Raw genomic sequence first — 18,491 nt, forward strand, 5'->3', positions numbered from 1 at the left:
TCTACGACTCTCTTCCCAGAAATTCATTTACACTTTGTATAGACGAGCTTCGATTTGCTTCTCGCCATTCTTTATATAAATGAATAATTTCTTCTTTGTAACGCAATGCCATTTCAGCTTTTTTGGCAATTTCAACAGGATCATCAGGTTTATTGACCACAAGATAATCCTTTAATTTAGAACTATCTTCGAAATAATGATGATTAGGTCCGGTAATGCATGGAATCCCCATCTCTAAACTTTCTAAAGGCAATAAAGGCGCGCATTCTGAGAACGTGATATAGAAGTTAATATCATTTTCGCTCATTTTGCTTAGCATTTCACTGCGTGGTACTGTAGTTTGATTCCCATCAATTCTTATATCTAATTGATGAGCAAATTGTTTCATTCGCTCATTATATGGAGTCGCATTAATTTGAGCTCCCTTGATTAAGCTCGCCGCCGCAATTTGCGTGTATGCATTTTTATTCCATGTATTTCCTGATGCATACAATCCGATAATAACCTGTCCCTCAGCAGTATTAACTTTTCTTTTCTCTAATTCAGTTTCAAATGTGATTGCATTCTTAACAAAAAAAGTACGGAAACCTTTTAACCGATATAGTTCTGCCATACTTGCCTTGGCAAATCCAAGTGAGTCAATAATATTCAAGTAATACAGGTGGAGTATTTCCTGGAATCGTATCCAAGAGTAGTCCTCAGACATATGGGTTGTGTTCCCATGCCAAAAAACCTTTATAGATGTCTCAGGTGAGATACTTTTAATTTTCACAGCCAAATCGTGATATCCGATCGCAAAACCGCTGAAAGTAATAGTTCTAAACTTTTTCGCGCCAAGAATAATAGCAATATTATTCATCTGTTCTTTATTATGAATTTCTTTTACTTCTATTGTCGTATTAAATAATTCATTGGTGGAATTCGAGACCCCCAACCATTCCGGTTGATATATGGCAACATCGGCCCCTTCCGAAATTAATTCCACCTTATTCTTTATTGCAGAAGTAATACTGTCAAACTGCTCATTTGCTTCTAGGGTGGTATTATTTATTTCGACTGCATCTAAGCGACTGTTTCTATTCCGCTTCACAAAAGCGCGTAGAGGTCTAGTCATAGCATAAAAACGATCCATGCTTCTAAAACGTGCGACCAATTTCCATGCCAATGAACCTTGAATATCTTCCAACACTGAACTCAGATAAATATTGTTCGTTTCCAGTTCATTTGTTTTTCTACTTAAATCACTATTAATTGATTGGAGTTGACTCACTCTTGAATTCAACTCATTGTTTGAGAGACGAAACTCGTTGTTCATTTCCGTTAATTTATTTTTCTTGCTTTCCAATTCAGTTAGTATCTGTTTTGCCTTTTCGCATTCTGACTCTAATGCTTTTATTTGTTGATCTAAAGTTCCCTCTCTCTCTTGACGATTTTGGAGTTCAATAGTTCTCCAGCCAACTTCACCTTCAAATTCCTGCATACGCGGCAGTATTCGTTGATCAATTAAATAAAGCCTTCTATACATCGTTTTAATTTCCACTTGCTGATAACGAATATCATCAGAAAGCGGAATAAAGTATATATCTTGATTGGATGCCACTTTACTTAATATGATGCATTTTTTTTGTAGAGCAGCATAGTCTTCTACAATAGCATGCCCCCAGCAACCACTATGATCTTCAAAAACCAATTGAGAAGATTCTACATGTGTATTCTCAAAATGTAGAATGCCATGTTTAGATACCCTTATGAGCTCTGCCAGTATTCCTTGAAGATGCTCCGGACGGATATGAATCAAGACAGAAACCGTGTATACAATATCGAAGAACTTATCTGGAAAAGGAAGTTTTGTTCGCGGTTCAATTAAAATCATTCGGTTTATCAATTCTTGCTTATCAGCTAATCTATTTTTCAAACTATCTAACATAGTAGGGCTTTGATCCACGCCATATACTTCAATGTTACTAAGTTCATCCAAGTACTCGACATGCCTTCCAAATCCAACGCCAAATTCTAATACTTTCGATTGGTTTGGAAGCTTGGAAAATATACTAGATAGAACTACTTCTTGAATACCATATAAGGGCTGCATGGAGCGTCTTTTTTCGACTTCATCCATCCACCCCAAGCCATTTTCTTGCCACCACATCTCGTTCTCAAAAATTTTATTTTCCATTTGAGTCTCCTCTTACCTTGATTTCAACTGGTACATGTATTTTATAATGAACAGGCCTGTCTAGTTTCCGTACAACTTCAAAAGCAACAACCCCATCAATTTGTTCGTACAAGTAAACATCCGAGTAATTTTTATCTGTTACTCGATTCAAAGCAACAGATATGGAATAACTCCCCTGCCGCAGCAAAACTGGGAAATTAAAGCTTACCCTTTTCACTTCTTCCTTCTCCATATCAAATAAATCAATTTTCTCATCAAACATTGTTGTTCCGAATAAATCAATACCTGTAATATCTCGCACTAAGAAAGATATATTGACATTGTCTGTCTTAATTTTAGATTTTATTTTACAATCCAGAATAATATTTTGCCCAAACTCAACTGCTTTTATTGGATTACCAACATAGTCTAGAGTTTCTACCGCCTCAAAAGAAACTTCTCCTTTTCCATATTTAAAATCACTTTTACTGGTTGCAGCATAGTTGTCGTTGCTATCATCATCACTGTCTGTTCCAGCAACATTATTTAGTTCTTCACGAATCATCGCCAAATATTGGTTAGTTATTCGTTCTGAAGTGCCAACATTAATCAATTTTCCCTTTTGCATTAATATTGCGGAATTACACATCGATTTTATCGAATCCACAGAATGACTAACAAATAATAATGTGACCCCTTGGTCCTTCAATTGTCTCATCTTAGAGACACATTTAGCTTGAAATGCCATGTCTCCTACCGCCAAAATTTCATCGATAATCAATATATCCGGATCCATATTTATTGCTACTGCAAAAGCTAAACGTGCAAACATACCGCTGGAGTAAGTTTTAACAGGTTGTTCTAAGTGATCTCCAATATCAGCGAAATCTTCAATTTCTTTTATTTTCTCCTGAAGCGCATCTCTATTAATTCCAAACATAGCAGCGTTCAAATATATATTTTCTTTGCCTGTAAATTCAGGATTAAATCCCGAACCCAATTCTAAAAGAGCAACTACCTTCCCGTTTACCTGTACATCTCCGGTTGAAGGCGCAACCGTCCCTGCTATTATTTGCAGCAATGTGGATTTTCCAGACCCATTCTTCCCCACTATTCCTACAGTATCACCTTTTTTCACTTCAAAAGAGACATCATCAAGTGCTTTAAATTCCTCATGCCGTATTTTTTTCGTAAAGAATTGAAAAAATCTCGCACTAGGTGAATGGTACATCTGGTATGCCTTACTAATTCCATCAACTTTAATCGCTACCTCATTAGATAACATCTGCAAATCCCTTCTTCAGAAAATAGAATAAGCCAAGTCCCAGAACAAAAACGAATGATGCTCCTAATAGAGCCAGTCCAAACTCAGAAAGATCAAACATTTGTCCTCTAATAAATATATCTCTTGAGAAATCAATAATAGGTGCAATAGGATTAATAGACAACAAAAACTGAAACTGTTTCGGTATTATCTCTATTGAATAAAACACGGGAGATAAATAAAATAATACATTTACCGCAATTCCGGTTATATATGTCAAGTCTCTTAAATATACACCTAACGCTGAAACTACCAATGCAATCCCCGCAGAGAATAATATAACTGGAATGAAAACGATTGGGGCAAATATTAATGTCCAGTTCGGAGTATCAAGTAACAATACTTTCCCAATAGCTAAAAGCCCTACAGAAAACATATTGTTCATTGCAGTTGATAAGACAATACTTATAGGCAGTATTTCTATTGGCATGACAACTTTTTTTATATAATTGGCGCTTTGTGGCAGTACCGCAACAGCACGATTAATAGACTCAGCAAATATATTAAAAGGAATCAATGCAGAAAAGATCATAAGCGTATATAGCATATCACCGCTTTCCACATCATTGCCCCACTTCAACTTAAATACAGCAACAAATATGAAAGAATATACCGCCAGCATTAGCAGTGGTGAAATAATCGCCCATACAATCCCTAGAGAGGAACCTTTATATCGCTGCAAGAAATCACGCTTTGTAAATTCTAACAATAAATTTCGAGAATGAGAAAGTGTTAACAATTTTCTTACGAAGAGCTTTGCGTGTCTCATAAAATCCCCTTAAAATTACGAAATGAAATGTTTTTGGAAGACAATACTCAAAGAAGCACTTTCCGAGACTTGTTGTAATATATTAAAGTATTTGAAAGTCCGGTTTTCAGGTCAATTTGCGGTGTCCAACTTAGCATTTGTATCGCGCATGAATTATCCAACTGGCTATCTCGGATATCTCCAGGCCTCTCTTCTTCATAAATAGGAGATAATGAATTTCCGACAATCTCCCCTAGAATATTCAACAGTTCATTTAGTGAAACACTCGTATTAGAGCTCACATTAACCGTACCCTGACTTCCTAAACAAAGCGATGCTAAGTTGGCATTGACTACATCATCTATAAAAATAAAATCGCGAGTTTGATAGCCATCTCCTAAAACAACAGGTCTTTCTCCCCTAGAAATTTTATCAAGAAAAATTGCAATCACTCCTCCTTCCCCACGAGGGTCTTGTCTAGGCCCATAAACATTTGAATAACGCAGTATTGTATAATCCAATCCATACAATTTATTAAATGATTTAATATACAATTCAGGCGTATACTTTGTAATTCCGTAGAATGACTCTGGATTTATTGTATGACTCTCTTTAATAGGCAAATATGAAGGCAACCCATACACAGCTGCAGATGAAGGATAGATAATTTTTCTAACCCCATTATCTACACATCCTTGAAGTATATTCAAAGTTCCCCTAATATTTATCTCCTGATCCAAGAGAGGTTCCTTTAACGATCTTCCAACACTTACTTGTGCTGCATTGTGGATGACCACCTCTGGTTTGAAGTCACGAAATACTTGTTGCATTTCATCAGCATTAATATCGATCCTGACACATTGATGACCATACTCTAGATTCTTTTCGAGTCCTGTAGAAAAATTATCAACGATTAAAATTTCATGTCCATCTTTCTTGCAGGCATCAGCAATATTTGAACCAATAAACCCGGCCCCGCCGGTGATTAATATTCTCATAAGTAATCAGGTTCTTCCCTTCACAGTTATTTTCTCCTCGGCTTTTAGGCAAAGCCTCATATATTGAAGCAGTTCTTCTTTCAACTCTTCATGATCCAAAGCAAAATTTAGTGTCGTTTTAATAAAACCCAATTTTTCGCCTACATCGTAACGAGTCCCATTAAAGTGATAGGCTAAAATTCGTTCATATTCAATTAATTTACTTAAAGCATCCGTTAATTGAATTTCACCGCCAGTACCCTCTTCTTGATAAGCAAGTATATCCATAATTTTAGGGGTAAGAATGTACCTGCCCATAATTGCTAAGTTTGACGGCGCACTTTCTCTTGAAGGTTTCTCGATTAAGTTCATAATATTGTATATTTGATTGTTATAATCAACCACATCGACAATTCCATATCTTGACACTTCTTCATTAGGAACAGGCTTAACTCCTACTATAGACGACTGATGGATTTCAAAAAGTTGCATCATTTGTTTCAGACAGGGGACTTCCGCTTTTACAATGTCATCACCCAATAAAACAGCGAAAGGTTCATTCCCTATAAATTTCCTTGCACACCATATAGCATGGCCAAGCCCCTTAGGTTCTTTCTGCCGTATGTAATGTATATCAGCCATGGCTGATGATTTTTGCACTTCACTTAAAAGTTCGAATTTCCCCTTCTCTCGCAAATTATGTTCCAATTCAAAACTGCTATCGAAATGATCCTCTATAGCGCGCTTCCCTTTCCCTGTTACTATAATAATATCTTCAATTCCCGACTCTACAGCTTCTTCTATAATGTATTGAATCGTGGGCTTGTTAACAATTGGCAACATTTCTTTGGGCATCGCTTTAGTCGCTGGAAGAAACCTAGTGCCGAGACCTGCTGCTGGTATTATCGCTTTTTTTATTTTCATATAAATTAATACCTCCAGTAAATGAGTTTATCGATGGATTTTCGAACAAAGCCTAATTGTAAACTAGAGATGCTATTATCGGATTTAATGCTATTAATTGATATTTATTAACGCCATTTTACCAAAACTCAAATTTTAATGCTATTTTATTAGTCCGCCATTTATTGTGAATCGCTGATATATTAGCTTGTCTTTCTTATATGAGGTAATTATTAGAGCAGACACTATCTAGCTTTAAACTCCCCACTTTGTTAAAATTATAACTTGTGAGATCCTACAAACGCTATTACCAATTCAAAGGAGCTTTTACTATGAAAAAGAAACTCCCGTCGCCTTCACAACTAAATCGCGACGACAGTAACACATCCCTACTACAATGGGCCATACTAGCCGCAGTCATCCTCTTTATCCTTATCTTCCAGTTTCGAGTAGCGCTATTCAACGGATTCACTATCGGCAATGGCTTTGCCTTTGGCTTTGAAGCTCCTTTACTTGAAGCCATGATCTACACATTCGCACTTTTGCTTATTGCCGGCATACGGTTCATTAGCATTTGGAAGTTAAATGACTATAGAGCAATTCTCTCAATGGCTGTATTGTTTCTTCCTATCATGTATCTAACATCCTATTCCAGCGCAGTAACTGTACACAACGCCAAGATGATGGTGCTCACTCAATTTATGATCGCCACCTTCTTCATAATAGGTTTGTATATAGCTGAGAACAAGCTTCACCGCAACATAATAGCTTTGACCATTCAACTATCCGGCTACGCGGTCGTCATCTATGGATTAATGAATCTCTTCGGCCAGGCATATTTCCCTAATGCGATGTGGAAAGCCGATGAATCTTTCAGGATGACATCGATATTCCAATATTCCAACACTTATGCTGGTTTTCTCACTGCATTGTTCTTGGCTGGTTTATTCCTGATTATTCACACGAAACAGTGGCAATGGCGCTTCCTCCATGCCTTTATGCTTGTACCAATCTGGGTTTCTTTCATGCTTACTTATTCTCGGGCTGCTCTATTAGTGGTACCGGTTCTTGTCCTTGTTATTCTCCCTTTCCTGCGTATTAGCAAGCAATTCACTTATTTAATATACATGTTTCTCGCAATTGTTTCATCTTTGGCTATTTTGAGTAATATAACTGTAGTTGCGGATAAAATAGCCATCGCGCTTGATTTTGCTTCTGAATTAGGAAATACATTCTCCATTTGGAATGAACAACCGATGCTCGGCTGGGGGATATTGCTTGGAACATCAATCATAGTCGCAGCGGCCATAACATTCATTCATCCAAGACTGCTGCAATGGCTTAACACGAAAACAACTAGATTTAATTCAAATAAGCTCTCTTTCATCATAGTTCCTGCCATCTTCATTATTGTGGGAGTCTTGGCAGCCACACTTATTCTATCGAGCAGTGGGATCAGATCTCTGTTGCCTGCAAGCATTGCAGACCGAATTACCAATATTAACTTTCAGCAGCACAGTGTATTGGAACGTACAACCTTCTACAAGGATGCTCTCAAAATGTCCGCTGATTATCCGCTAATTGGAGCAGGCGGCGGAGCTTGGACTCTGTTATATGAAGAGTATCAGAACAATCCTTATAACAGCAGACAGGCACACAGCTACTTCTTTCAGCTATTAATAGAAATTGGCTGGATCGGCCTCATCCTAATGATTGCATTTCTGATTACGGTCTATTCATTGTTTATTAGATCGTATTTCAAAAATCCTGAGCTGCGTGGCGGACATTTATTTTTCTTTATTCTATCAATTTCGATCCTTGCTCACAGTATTATCGACTTCGACATGAGCTACAGCTACCTGGCGATAATAGTGTTTCTATCCCTTGGCACAATGCTAGCTCCATATCACAAGAAATTAATTATACCTTCGTTGGAAGCGTTCAAAGAGCGTAAATGGCATCTTGTCTATCCAATTATACTTTCAGTTCTCGCTATAATCTTGTTACCCTGGGTATACCGTGAATATAATGCTAATCTCTCTTTCCGCCAAGCCATTCATATGGCTGTGAAGGAGCAGAAACCGCTTGATCAAATCATACCTTTTATTGATCAAGCCATAATTAATTCACCGACTCAACCAGATTTCACGCTCAAGAAAATAAACTGGATGAAGCAAGCTTATGAACAGACCGGTGATCCCAAATACCGTCAAGAAACAAAAAAATTAATTGATCAACTGAAACATTTTGAGCCCTACAATCGTTTTCTATTATTAGAGGAGTATTACTACTACAAATCTGAAAATGATTCCGGCAAGGTATTACAAATTTTAGATGAAGGAATCAAGAAATTTCAATGGGATATAAACTTCTATGAAGCAGCGATTATGGAATACTACTTGGCCGGCGAAGCGGATAAAGAAACAAATCCAGAACTCACGGACTCAAAATGGAAGCATTCTCTCGAATTGTATCAGAACGTCTTGGATCGTACAGAACAGCTCAAGGCTTTGCCAGAAGAACAACTTCAAGGTCGGAATTTCAATGTAACTCTTCTAATAAGACAAGCTATTGGACTTATTCATTATTATCATAGAGATTACCCCGAGGCGATTAACCTGCTTAATCAGGACATTGCTGGGGATCTGAATGATCCTAATGTGAGAATAACAGTCAGATACTATTTAGCTGCCCTTGAAGCAGTCGGACAAAAAGATGACAATTTGTTCACAAAGTTGATTGAAGCCGATGAAAATGAGAGAATAGCAGTTGAAGACTTATACAAGACTAACTAACGGAAATTTCTAATTATTTCTAGCGCTATTCGTTCATTGTATAATTTAACTCTTTCATTCCTCACTAACCTGATATATAATAACTAATCGATAGCATTCTCTATCCTTTCATGAAAGGAGGTGAAAATGAAAATGAAAAAAGTTTTTAAAAGCAAAATTTCAGCACTTATCGCAACATTGATGATTGTTTCAGCACTCGTACCGGTTCTTGCATTCGCTGCTAACGCGAATGAGATCAAAGTTAAGATCGATTCGCAAACCGGTAATGTGACAGGTTCTGTATATGTAACAGATACTGTGTACAGTGATCTTGGTGGTAATAACGTTATTGTTTATGTATATGGCGAGAATGCTACTACAGCTAGTAGTACAATTACTGCTACTTACAATGCAAACGGATATTACACATTCAGTACATCAGTCTCATGTGCTACATACGTGACTCTCACATCATCTGTTGCCGGTCTCACTTACGGCGAAATTCGGAACACGAATACTTGCAGTAGTGGTAACAACGGTGGTTATTTCCCTGGTATCGGTAATAACGGCGCTGTAATCGACAACAATGGTAAAGTAGACGGTAACGGACTGGGCAATCTCTTTGCACAAGATAAGAACCAAACGATCACATCCAAATCCGATGTAGTAACAATTCCTGCAGACGCTTTGATCAAAGGTGAGTCTCTGACGCTTAAGCTGGAGGATGGTACTTCCATCACTCTGCCTATCGCTGCACTGAAACTGGAAGAGCAAGCTAAATCCCTTGGGGTGGAGCTTAAAGATCTGGTGATCCGTGTAGAACTGAAGAAACTTGCTGGTGACGCTGCTAAAGCGGTAACTGATGCTATCTACGGAATCGATGCGAAACCACTGGCTACGCCAGTTGATTTCAAAATCGTAGCTGTTGGTAACGGTAAGGAGCAACAAATCAACAACCTTGGAACGTACTTCAAACGTACTCTTCCAGTTGCTGGTACTGTTGATTCCAAAACGGTAACCGGCGTATTGTACAACCCAGCAACGAAAGAGCTGAGCTTCGTCCCAGCTACGTTCGCAGCTGAGAATGGCAATACGATCGCTACCCTTCTCCGCAACAGCACGAGTATCTACTCTGTCATCCAACTGGACTCTGTATCCTTCAAGGATCTGGCGAACCACTGGGCACAGAAAGATATCGAAACTCTGGCAGCGAAGTTGGTTGTTGAAGGTACGGGCGCTAACAAGTTCGAACCTAGACGCAACATCACTCGCGCTGAGTTCGCGGCACTGATCGTCCGTTCACTCGGACTTGATGCTACTGGTACAACATCGAAGTTCTCTGATGTTTCGTCCTCCAAATGGTATGCTGGCGTTGTAGCTGCTGCTGCTGAAGCTGGTATCATCAAAGGTGACGATAAAGGTAAATTCAATCCGAATGCGAACATCACTCGCAAAGAGCTATCTGCAATGGTAGTTCGTGCAGCTGCATTTGCAGGTAAAGAAGTTAAACTGACAGATGCGGAAGTATCTGCAGCACTGGCTAACTTTACGGATGCTAGCAACTTGGGCTGGGCAAAAGCGGAAGTCGCTGCTGCTGTTAAATCCGGTGTTGTTCTTGGCCAATCCGCTACGAAAGTAGCAGGTAACGCTAACGCAAACCGTGCTGAAGCAGCTACAATGGTTATCCGTTTCCTTGGTAACGTTGGGTTCATCAACAACTAATCCTTCTTAGCCAAAAAGAAAGAGCTCCCTTATGGGGGCTCTTTCTTTTTGGCCTGCATATATCATCAGTTGATCGCATTCAAACAGTGACCCTAATTATAGATCGTTTAAGTAAAAACTTGGCCTAAAGTTGAAGTAACCTCTGACTACGTTGGTGAGGTTCGCTACAGGGACCGAATAAACTTTTTGATCACTGTTGTTCATGGATTTCCTGATGCTTGGAGTCTATGCTGCGTTGTTTGGGTCTGCAAATATTCCTTGATACTATGGACATTCTCAGGACTCCGTGTACCGAGAAAACTCCTTGTCACGATCCATTGCTGCGGTTCGGAAGCTTCCTTGCGGGTACTGGCTTGCAGCTGCGCCAAAAGCGATCTTCATCGAATGTGCGGTGCGGTGCGATCCGGCAATGCATGGAAATACCCACAAGGAATCGTCCTCGTATTTCAACGGTTTGCGACAGATTACTTCGTGATACAGTATCTACGACTCAGAAACATCGGCCTACCCTATATTCCAATCCATCCATAACAAAAAGCACCGCCTCTCTCACATCATACATGAGATTGACGGTGCTTCATTGGTACTAGCTGTTACACGCGATGCTTGGCATCCAGACGGTTGATCGCACGCTGCAGTGACATCTCCGCACGGCGGAAATCAAACTCGTCACGCTTGCCGCTTAGACGCTGCTCAGCACGCTGCTTGGCAGCTTGTGCACGCTCAATGTCAATATCCGCCGGCAGCTCAGCGCTCTCGGCCAGGATAACCACCTTGTCCTTACGGACTTCGATGAAACCACCGTTAACAGCAATCACTTGTTCTTTACGATCCTTCTTGATTGTAACAGGCGCGATCTTAAGCGGTGTTACGAGCGGGATATGATTCGGTAGAATCCCCAGCTCGCCTTCAACGCCCTTAACGATCACCATGCTAACCTGCTCAGCGTATACTTTACGCTCAGGTGTAACGATTTCTAATAAAAAGGTGCTCATGTGGAACCCTCCTGCCTTTCGCTATTACAGCGTTTTGGCTTTCTCCACGGCTTCTTCAATCGTACCAACGTACATGAATGCCGCTTCCGGCAGATTGTCATGCTTGCCGTCCAGGATCTCTTTGAAGCTGCGAACCGTTTCTTTAACCGGTACATATTTACCAGGCGTACCTGTGAATGGCTCTGCAACGTGGAAAGGCTGGGACAGGAAGCGTTCGATTTTCCGTGCGCGGGCAACGGTCACTTTATCTTCCTCAGACAGCTCATCCATACCAAGGATCGCGATAATATCTTGAAGCTCTTTGTAGCGCTGAAGAATTTTCTTAACGCCTTGAGCGACATTGTAATGCTCTTCGCCAAGTACTTCCGGTGTCAGAATACGCGAGGACGATGCCAGCGGATCAACAGCCGGGAAGATACCTTTCTCGGAGATTTTACGCTCCAAGTTAGTTGTAGCATCCAAGTGGGCAAATGTTGTTGCTGGAGCCGGATCGGTATAGTCATCGGCAGGAACGTAGATTGCTTGAATCGACGTAACTGAGCCTTTTTTCGTGGACGTGATACGCTCTTGCAGTTGACCCATCTCAGTTGCGAGTGTTGGCTGGTAACCTACCGCGGATGGCATACGGCCAAGAAGCGCGGAAACCTCGGAACCTGCTTGGGTGAAACGGAAGATGTTATCGACGAACAGAAGAACGTCTTTACCCTCTTCATCACGGAAATACTCAGCCATTGTCAAACCTGTCAAAGCAACACGCTGACGTGCGCCTGGCGGCTCGTTCATCTGACCGAATACCATTGCCGTCTTAGGCAATACGCCGGATTCCTTCATCTCGTGGTACAAGTCATTACCTTCACGCGTACGCTCGCCAACACCTGCGAATACGGAGATACCGCCGTGCTCTTGTGCGATATTGTTGATCAGCTCTTGAATCGTAACGGTTTTACCTACACCCGCGCCTCCGAAAAGACCGATTTTACCGCCTTTTGCATAAGGTGCCAGCAAGTCGATAACTTTAATTCCTGTTTCCAGAATTTCCGATTGCGTGGACAACTCATCGAAAGTCGGCGCCTCACGGTGAATCGGCAAGTTCTTAGGAGATTTAGCTTCGCCTGCATTGTCGATCGGTTCGCCCAGAACGTTGAACACGCGGCCAAGTGTTGCTGCACCTACCGGAATGGTAATCGGTGCGCCAGTGTCCACAACTTCAGTTCCTCGAACGAGGCCATCTGTCGTACTCATGGCAACAGCACGAACGATATTGTCGCCAAGATGAACAGCAACTTCAAGCGTCAGGTTGATATCTTTGCCGCCTTCAGCTTGAGCCTTATGCTCAACTTTGATCGCGTTCAAAATTTCCGGCAAGTGACCGCGTTCGAACTCAACGTCGACAACCGGACCCATGACGGATACAACGCGTCCTTTTTTCATGGTTTTCCCTCCTGCTTCCTTCATGGTTTCTTATCGAAAACCGGTGTAAGTCCGGTCAATTATGACTGTGCATTCGCTCCAGCGACGATCTCGGAAATTTCCTGAGTAATTGCTGCTTGTCTCGCACGGTTGTACGTCAGCGTCAGGTTATTAATCATCTTCGTCGCATTCTTCGTTGCATTGCCCATTGCTGTCATCCGTGCACCAAATTCACTTGCTTTACCGTCCAGCAGCGCAGAGTAGATCAGTGTCTCTGCATATTTCGGCAGCAACACTTCCAGCACTCCCTCAGGAGATGGCTCATACTCATAATTCGCCGCTGCTGTTGAACCGCCTACTTCTTCAAGCGGCAGCAAACGTTTAGCCGTCGGAATTTGCGTCAGCGCGTTGACGAATTCATTGTAGAACAAGTAAAGCTCATCGTATGCACCCTGCTCAAAGTTGCCCACTGCAGCGGAAGCAATCGATTTGATATCCGCAAATGATGGGGAATCCGGCAGCCCGGTTACTTCCTCCACGATCGGCATATTACGGCGGCGGAAATGATCGCGCCCTTTGCGTCCAATAACGAATAGAACATATTCGTCAGTTGACTTATGCTTTTCTTGAATCATAAGGGTCAGCTTACGAATGATGTTAGCGTTATAACCGCCTGCAAGTCCGCGATCAGAAGTAATGATCAGATAGCCCGTTTTCTTGATTGGGCGTGATTCCAGCATAGGGTGCTTAACGCCCTTCGTGCCTGCCGCAATACTCGCAACGACTTCCTTCATCTTCTCCGCATACGGACGAGCAGCTAGTGCAGCTTCCTGTGCGCGTCTCAGACGCGAAGCGGCAACCAGCTCCATCGCTTTCGTAATCTGCTTCGTATTCTGCTTGCTCTTAATTTCCCGCTTAATGTCGCGCATGTTAGTAGCCATTTGGTTCACCCGCCTTTGTTGCTTGGCCATGAATGACATCGCCAAAGCCTGGTGTTGTTGCCTATTATAGGAGCTGCGCACGCAGCGCAGCCGTCATATCGTTATGCTGATACAGTAAAGCCCTTCTTGAACTTGTTGATTGCATCTACGAGAGCTTTCTCGTTGTCAGCAACAAGATCCTTGGTATCGCGGATCGATGCCGGAATTTCCGGATGATTCGAGTCGAGGAACGACAGGAATTCTTTCTCGAAGCGCAGAATATCCACTACTGGAATTTCATCAAGATGGCCTTTAACCGCTGTGAAGATGGAGATAACTTGCTTCTCAACCGGCATTGGCTGGTTAACGCCTTGCTTCAGAATTTCCATTGTACGAGCACCACGGTTGAGGCGCGATTGCGTCGATTTATCAAGATCGGAACCGAACTGCGAGAACGCAGCCAGCTCACGGTATGCTGCCAGATCAAGACGGAGCGTACCAGCAACCTTTTTCATCGCTTTAATTTGCGCCGCTCCGCCTACACGGGAAACGGAGATACCAACGTTGATTGCCGGACGTTGTCCGGAATAGAACAGGTCAGCCTCAAGGAAGATCTGTCCGTCGGTAATGGAGATAACGTTCGTCGGAATGTATGCGGATACGTCAGACGCTTGCGTCTCGATGAATGGCAATGCGGTCAATGAACCGCCGCCGTTCTCTTCGTTCAGCTTCGCTGCACGCTCCAGCAAACGGGAGTGAAGATAGAAGACGTCGCCCGGATAAGCTTCCCGACCCGGAGGACGGCGGAGCAGCAAGGAAAGCTCACGGTATGCTGCCGCTTGTTTGGACAAGTCATCATAGATAACGAGAACATGCTCGCCTTTATACATGAAGTATTCACCCATCGCGCAGCCTGCGTATGGAGCCAGGAAGAGCAATGGAGCCGGCTCGGAAGCAGCAGCCGTTACAACGATTGTGTAGTCAAGAGCACCATTGCGGCGAAGTGTTTCTACAACGTTGGCAACCGTCGATTGCTTCTGACCGATTGCAACATAGATACACTTCACGCCTTTGCCCTTTTGGTTGATGATGGCATCGATTGCGATAGCCGTTTTACCTGTTTGGCGGTCACCGATAATAAGCTCACGTTGTCCGCGGCCAATCGGAACCATTGCATCAATTGCTTTAATACCGGTCTGCATAGGCTCATGAACCGATTTACGGTCAATTACGCCTGGAGCAGCGGATTCAACAGGACGGAAAGTTGTCGTGTTGATTGGGCCCTTGCCATCAACAGGCTGTCCAAGCGCGTTAACAACGCGGCCAAGCAGCGCTTCACCTACAGGAACCTCCATGATGCGGCCAGAGCGTTTCACTTGGTCGCCTTCACGGATATCCTTGTATGGTCCGAGAATAACGACACCGACATTGCTCTCCTCCAAGTTGAGAGCCATACCGATAACGCCATTCGAGAATTCGAGAAGCTCGCCGGACATTGCGTTCTCCAGTCCGTGCACACGAGCGATACCGTCACCGACTTGGATGACCGTCCCGACATCTACAACTTGAATCTCGGATTTATATTGTTCGATCTGTTGTTTAATCAGCGTACTGATTTCATCAGGTCTGATACTCAATTCCGTTCACCCCTATCTACAATGCTTGAGTTTTCAAAGACTTTTCCAGACGTGCCAGCTTGCCGGACAGACTTCCATCGAACAGACGGTCGCCGATGCGCACCTGCACACCGCCGAGCAATGCCGGATCCACGACTTGCTCCGCTACAATTTTCTTGCCTGCAACCGCACTGAACTTCTCTACGACTTTTGCCAGCTCGTCTGCGCTCAGCAGCTTCGCTGTATATACAGTTGCTTGCGCTTGTCCAAGCGCTTCACCTGCAATCTTCGTATAGGCTTCATATACTGCGCCAATCGCCTCATGGCGTCCGCGAGCAATAAGAAGCTCCAATGTATTCAGAACAGCATCGGATATTTTTCCGGATAACGCGCCTTTAATAAGGGCGGTTTTCTTCGTAGTGTCGATATTCGGGAACCCAAGGAAGCTGCTGATTGACGCATCTCCTTCAAGTGCTTGAACGACGAGTTTCAGCTGTTGCTCGATATCTGCGATCGCATTCTGCTGCTGCGCAAGCTCGAACAACGCTTTAGCGTAGCGCTTGGCTACAACACTCTCGCGGCTCATTTGCTTCCAACCTCTTTCAAGTATTGGTCAACAAGCTGCTCCTGCGATTTCTCGTCGATTTGTTTCTCGATAATTTTCGAAGCGATCATAACAGACATGCCGCCCACTTGGCTGCGCAATGCTGCAATCGCTTTATTTTTCTCGCTATCGATATCCTTAACTGCCTCGTCCTTCAGACGACCAGCTTCAGCTTTCGCAGCATTCATGATGTCGTCTGCTTGCTTCGAGCTTGTAACTTTAGCGGACTCAATAATCTCGTAAGCTTCCTTGCGTGCTTGCTCAAGCGCTTTTTTCTGCTCTTCAAGATGCTCGCCAGCTTGCTTGCGGCTCTCTTCAGCAGTACTCAATTGCTCTTGAACGAGCTTCTTGCGTTGTTCCATAATACCCATCAATGGTCCGAATGCATATTTGCTAAGGAGCCATAACAGCGCGAGGAACGCGATCATTGTAAATACGGTCGATTCCCATACAAATTTATCCATGTATGACACTCCTTTCTTCGTTCATTGCTTAATTGATGTGCCAATCAAAACGAAGGCGTGGATGGCATAGGCCAACCGCGCCAACCGTTATATGGAAACCTAAGCAGCTCCGAAGTAAAGAAGGAAGCCGATAACTACGCCGATGATAGGAACTACCTCAACGATACCTACACCGATAAACATCGTTGTCGAAAGCGTACCGCGAAGCTCAGGCTGACGGGAGATACCTTCGATTGTTTTACTTACGATCATACCGTTACCGATACCTGCGCCCAATGCGCCCAAACCAATTGCCAAAGCTGCTGCCAAAAATTCCATTTTGAAATCCTCCTAAAAAAGGTTATTTTTTGTTTTGCTTGTATATAGTGATTCCCGCCTTGCGCGAGGCGCTCGGTACAGCCGGGAAATTAAGCACCTTGCCTTAGTGATCCTCGTCATGCACGGTTGCTTGCGAGATATACACCATCGTTAGAATTGTGAAAAGGAACGCTTGAATCCCACCGACAAAAATACTGAATCCCTGCCATACGGCCATTAACGGGATACCTATCCATCCCAGCATGAGAATTGTCGAAATAAGTACCTCGCCGGCAAAAATATTCGCGTACAAACGCAGCGAAAGCGTAAGCGGCTTGGAAAGCTCTTTCATAATGTTCAGCGGGAAAAAGATCGGGAACGGTTCAAAGTAGTGCTTCAGATAATGCTTCGTATTCTTCGTCACACCGAGAAAGTGAACCAGGAAGATAACGATAATCGCCAGTCCTGCCGTTACGGACAAGTCCGCTGTCGGAGACTTCCACCATGCGATATGGGCATGTCCATCGTATTTGGTAATATCAGCTTCGGTTACGACTACCGAGCCTGCGATTTCCAACGGTTCATGATGCTCTGTCACGATACCGAACGGAAGACCGAGAAGGTTCGATATAAAGATGAACATAATCAACGTAATCCCAAGATTGATGAAGTGCTTCGCCTTGCTGAGCGGCATCGTGCTAGCTACGGTGTCGTGTACGAACTCGATAACCCACTCCATAAAGTTCTGCATCTTCGAGGGATTGTGAACAGACAGATTGCTCACGGCTACCCGCGCGATAATGAATACGATTAAGCAGGATACGATGACCGCGATCCATGTGGAGAGATCAATGTGAAAACCTGCAACCTCAATTACCGGAAATATATGCATATTGTGTTTTCACCCCTTTCCGCTGCTGCGCTTGGAATAAGTAACGATACCAATCAGAAAAACCATTATCTGTACATAAAAGGCTGCGGACAAGGTCGCTGCGACATTCAGATGTTGCGGAAACTTGTTGGCAATCATGACGACTAACAGTACGGTGGCAAGCCTTCCTGCCAAACCAAGGCTCATCTTCCTCGGACCCTGTTCGACTGTTATGCGGCCAATGTAATCAATACGCCGGCGCAATAGCAGCCCGTTGAACAGACTGGCTCCGCAGCCCAGCACAATACCTGCTGCAACCGCTCTGCCATCCGGAACGAAAGCCCAGACTACCGTGAATAGCGACATCATGTAAAGAGCCGATCGCATTGCTTTCTTCAAGATTTCATCCATCGGTGTCCTCCATTATGAGCCTGACCAGTAAGACACAGGATAAAATGCCTGCCGCTACGCCAACAAGCACACCGCCTATCATCCAGCCTGGCGAGTCTCCAAACAACGTGCCGACATAATAGCCCAAGAAGATGCAAATTGCGAAGTCTAACCCCATTACGCCGACGAGCCCTGCAGCTCGCCACGGATTGTCTCCGCTACCCTTTTTTTTCATGACATTTACCCCTGTCAACCCTCATACATTTTATCGAAGCGGCATGACTTTTGTCAATTGATATAAATTCAAACATTTAGTGAACG

The 18,491-nt window shown here is 43.1% G+C and carries 17 protein-coding genes and 1 pseudogene; 2 read left to right on the forward strand and 16 right to left on the reverse strand.

Annotated elements, in window-relative coordinates:
* Position 1 precedes the first annotated feature (1 nt).
* Genes L6H65_RS02120 through galU form a run of 5 tightly spaced genes read right to left on the reverse strand, consistent with a single transcriptional unit; the run spans position 2 to position 6,128 of the window.
* Positions 2 to 2,176, reverse strand: a complete 2,175-nt coding sequence (locus L6H65_RS02120) for a methyltransferase domain-containing protein (protein ID WP_236338673.1) — start codon at positions 2,174 to 2,176, stop codon at positions 2 to 4.
* Positions 2,166 to 3,440 (reverse strand): ABC transporter ATP-binding protein, encoded by a 1,275-nt coding sequence (locus L6H65_RS02125; RefSeq protein ID WP_236338674.1) that lies wholly within the window; start codon positions 3,438 to 3,440, stop codon positions 2,166 to 2,168. Before L6H65_RS02125 ends, L6H65_RS02120 begins: the two co-directional genes overlap by 11 nt.
* Positions 3,430 to 4,248 (reverse strand): ABC transporter permease, encoded by an 819-nt coding sequence (locus L6H65_RS02130; RefSeq protein ID WP_236338675.1) that lies wholly within the window; start codon positions 4,246 to 4,248, stop codon positions 3,430 to 3,432. The genes L6H65_RS02125 and L6H65_RS02130 overlap by 11 nt, the downstream gene beginning before the upstream one ends.
* Before the next feature lie 47 nt (positions 4,249 to 4,295).
* Positions 4,296 to 5,225: an NAD-dependent epimerase/dehydratase family protein gene (locus L6H65_RS02135; RefSeq protein ID WP_236338676.1), complete on the reverse strand. Its 930-nt coding sequence runs from the start codon at positions 5,223 to 5,225 to the stop codon at positions 4,296 to 4,298.
* A gap of 6 nt (positions 5,226 to 5,231) precedes the next feature.
* A complete protein-coding gene (gene galU, locus L6H65_RS02140; RefSeq protein WP_236338677.1) occupies positions 5,232 to 6,128 on the reverse strand; it encodes a UTP--glucose-1-phosphate uridylyltransferase GalU in 897 nt (298 codons plus the stop codon).
* 311 nt (positions 6,129 to 6,439) lie between these two features.
* On the opposite strand from galU, the gene L6H65_RS02145 reads away from it, so the two are divergent.
* Together L6H65_RS02145 and L6H65_RS02150 are read left to right on the forward strand one after the other, a co-directional pair.
* The gene (locus L6H65_RS02145; RefSeq protein ID WP_236338678.1) at positions 6,440 to 8,902 is read left to right on the forward strand and encodes an O-antigen ligase family protein; all 2,463 of its coding nucleotides are present in this window, start codon (positions 6,440 to 6,442) and stop codon (positions 8,900 to 8,902) included.
* A gap of 126 nt (positions 8,903 to 9,028) precedes the next feature.
* The gene (locus L6H65_RS02150) at positions 9,029 to 10,603 is read left to right on the forward strand and encodes an S-layer homology domain-containing protein (RefSeq protein WP_236338679.1); all 1,575 of its coding nucleotides are present in this window, start codon (positions 9,029 to 9,031) and stop codon (positions 10,601 to 10,603) included.
* Positions 10,604 to 10,854: 251 nt separating this feature from the next.
* Here L6H65_RS02150 and L6H65_RS26885 read toward each other — a convergent pair.
* From L6H65_RS26885 to L6H65_RS02200, 11 genes and pseudogenes are all read right to left on the reverse strand, one after another.
* Positions 10,855 to 10,999, reverse strand: a pseudogene (locus L6H65_RS26885) (IS30 family transposase); the annotation flags it as partial.
* Positions 11,000 to 11,196: 197 nt separating this feature from the next.
* Entirely contained in the window at positions 11,197 to 11,598 is a 402-nt protein-coding gene (locus tag L6H65_RS02155; RefSeq protein ID WP_236338680.1) for a F0F1 ATP synthase subunit epsilon, read from the reverse strand.
* Between the two features lie 24 nt (positions 11,599 to 11,622).
* The gene (gene atpD / locus L6H65_RS02160; protein ID WP_236338681.1) at positions 11,623 to 13,029 is read right to left on the reverse strand and encodes a F0F1 ATP synthase subunit beta; all 1,407 of its coding nucleotides are present in this window, start codon (positions 13,027 to 13,029) and stop codon (positions 11,623 to 11,625) included.
* Between the two features lie 59 nt (positions 13,030 to 13,088).
* Positions 13,089 to 13,949, reverse strand: a complete 861-nt coding sequence (gene atpG / locus L6H65_RS02165; RefSeq protein ID WP_236338682.1) for an ATP synthase F1 subunit gamma — start codon at positions 13,947 to 13,949, stop codon at positions 13,089 to 13,091.
* 101 nt (positions 13,950 to 14,050) lie between these two features.
* Positions 14,051 to 15,565: a F0F1 ATP synthase subunit alpha gene (gene atpA, locus L6H65_RS02170; protein WP_236338684.1), complete on the reverse strand. Its 1,515-nt coding sequence runs from the start codon at positions 15,563 to 15,565 to the stop codon at positions 14,051 to 14,053.
* Positions 15,566 to 15,581: 16 nt separating this feature from the next.
* Positions 15,582 to 16,130, reverse strand: coding sequence for a F0F1 ATP synthase subunit delta (locus tag L6H65_RS02175; RefSeq protein ID WP_236338685.1), 549 nt, complete (start codon positions 16,128 to 16,130; stop codon positions 15,582 to 15,584).
* A complete protein-coding gene (atpF, locus tag L6H65_RS02180) occupies positions 16,127 to 16,612 on the reverse strand; it encodes a F0F1 ATP synthase subunit B (RefSeq protein ID WP_236338686.1) in 486 nt (161 codons plus the stop codon). The genes L6H65_RS02175 and atpF overlap by 4 nt, the downstream gene beginning before the upstream one ends.
* A gap of 99 nt (positions 16,613 to 16,711) precedes the next feature.
* Positions 16,712 to 16,930 carry a F0F1 ATP synthase subunit C gene (gene atpE / locus L6H65_RS02185; protein ID WP_236338687.1) on the reverse strand — a complete coding sequence of 73 codons (219 nt, stop codon included), beginning with the start codon at positions 16,928 to 16,930 and terminating at the stop codon, positions 16,712 to 16,714.
* Positions 16,931 to 17,033: 103 nt separating this feature from the next.
* Positions 17,034 to 17,801, reverse strand: coding sequence for a F0F1 ATP synthase subunit A (gene atpB / locus L6H65_RS02190; protein ID WP_236338688.1), 768 nt, complete (start codon positions 17,799 to 17,801; stop codon positions 17,034 to 17,036).
* Between the two features lie 9 nt (positions 17,802 to 17,810).
* Positions 17,811 to 18,191, reverse strand: a complete 381-nt coding sequence (locus L6H65_RS02195; protein ID WP_236338689.1) for an ATP synthase subunit I — start codon at positions 18,189 to 18,191, stop codon at positions 17,811 to 17,813.
* On the reverse strand, positions 18,184 to 18,405 hold the full coding sequence (locus tag L6H65_RS02200; protein WP_236338690.1) for an AtpZ/AtpI family protein: 222 nt from the start codon (positions 18,403 to 18,405) through the stop codon (positions 18,184 to 18,186). Before L6H65_RS02200 ends, L6H65_RS02195 begins: the two co-directional genes overlap by 8 nt.
* Positions 18,406 to 18,491: the final 86 nt, after the last annotated feature.

The organism is Paenibacillus plantiphilus (assembly GCF_927798095.1).
GTDB classification, from domain to species: Bacteria; Bacillota; Bacilli; order Paenibacillales; family Paenibacillaceae; genus Paenibacillus_Z; species Paenibacillus_Z plantiphilus.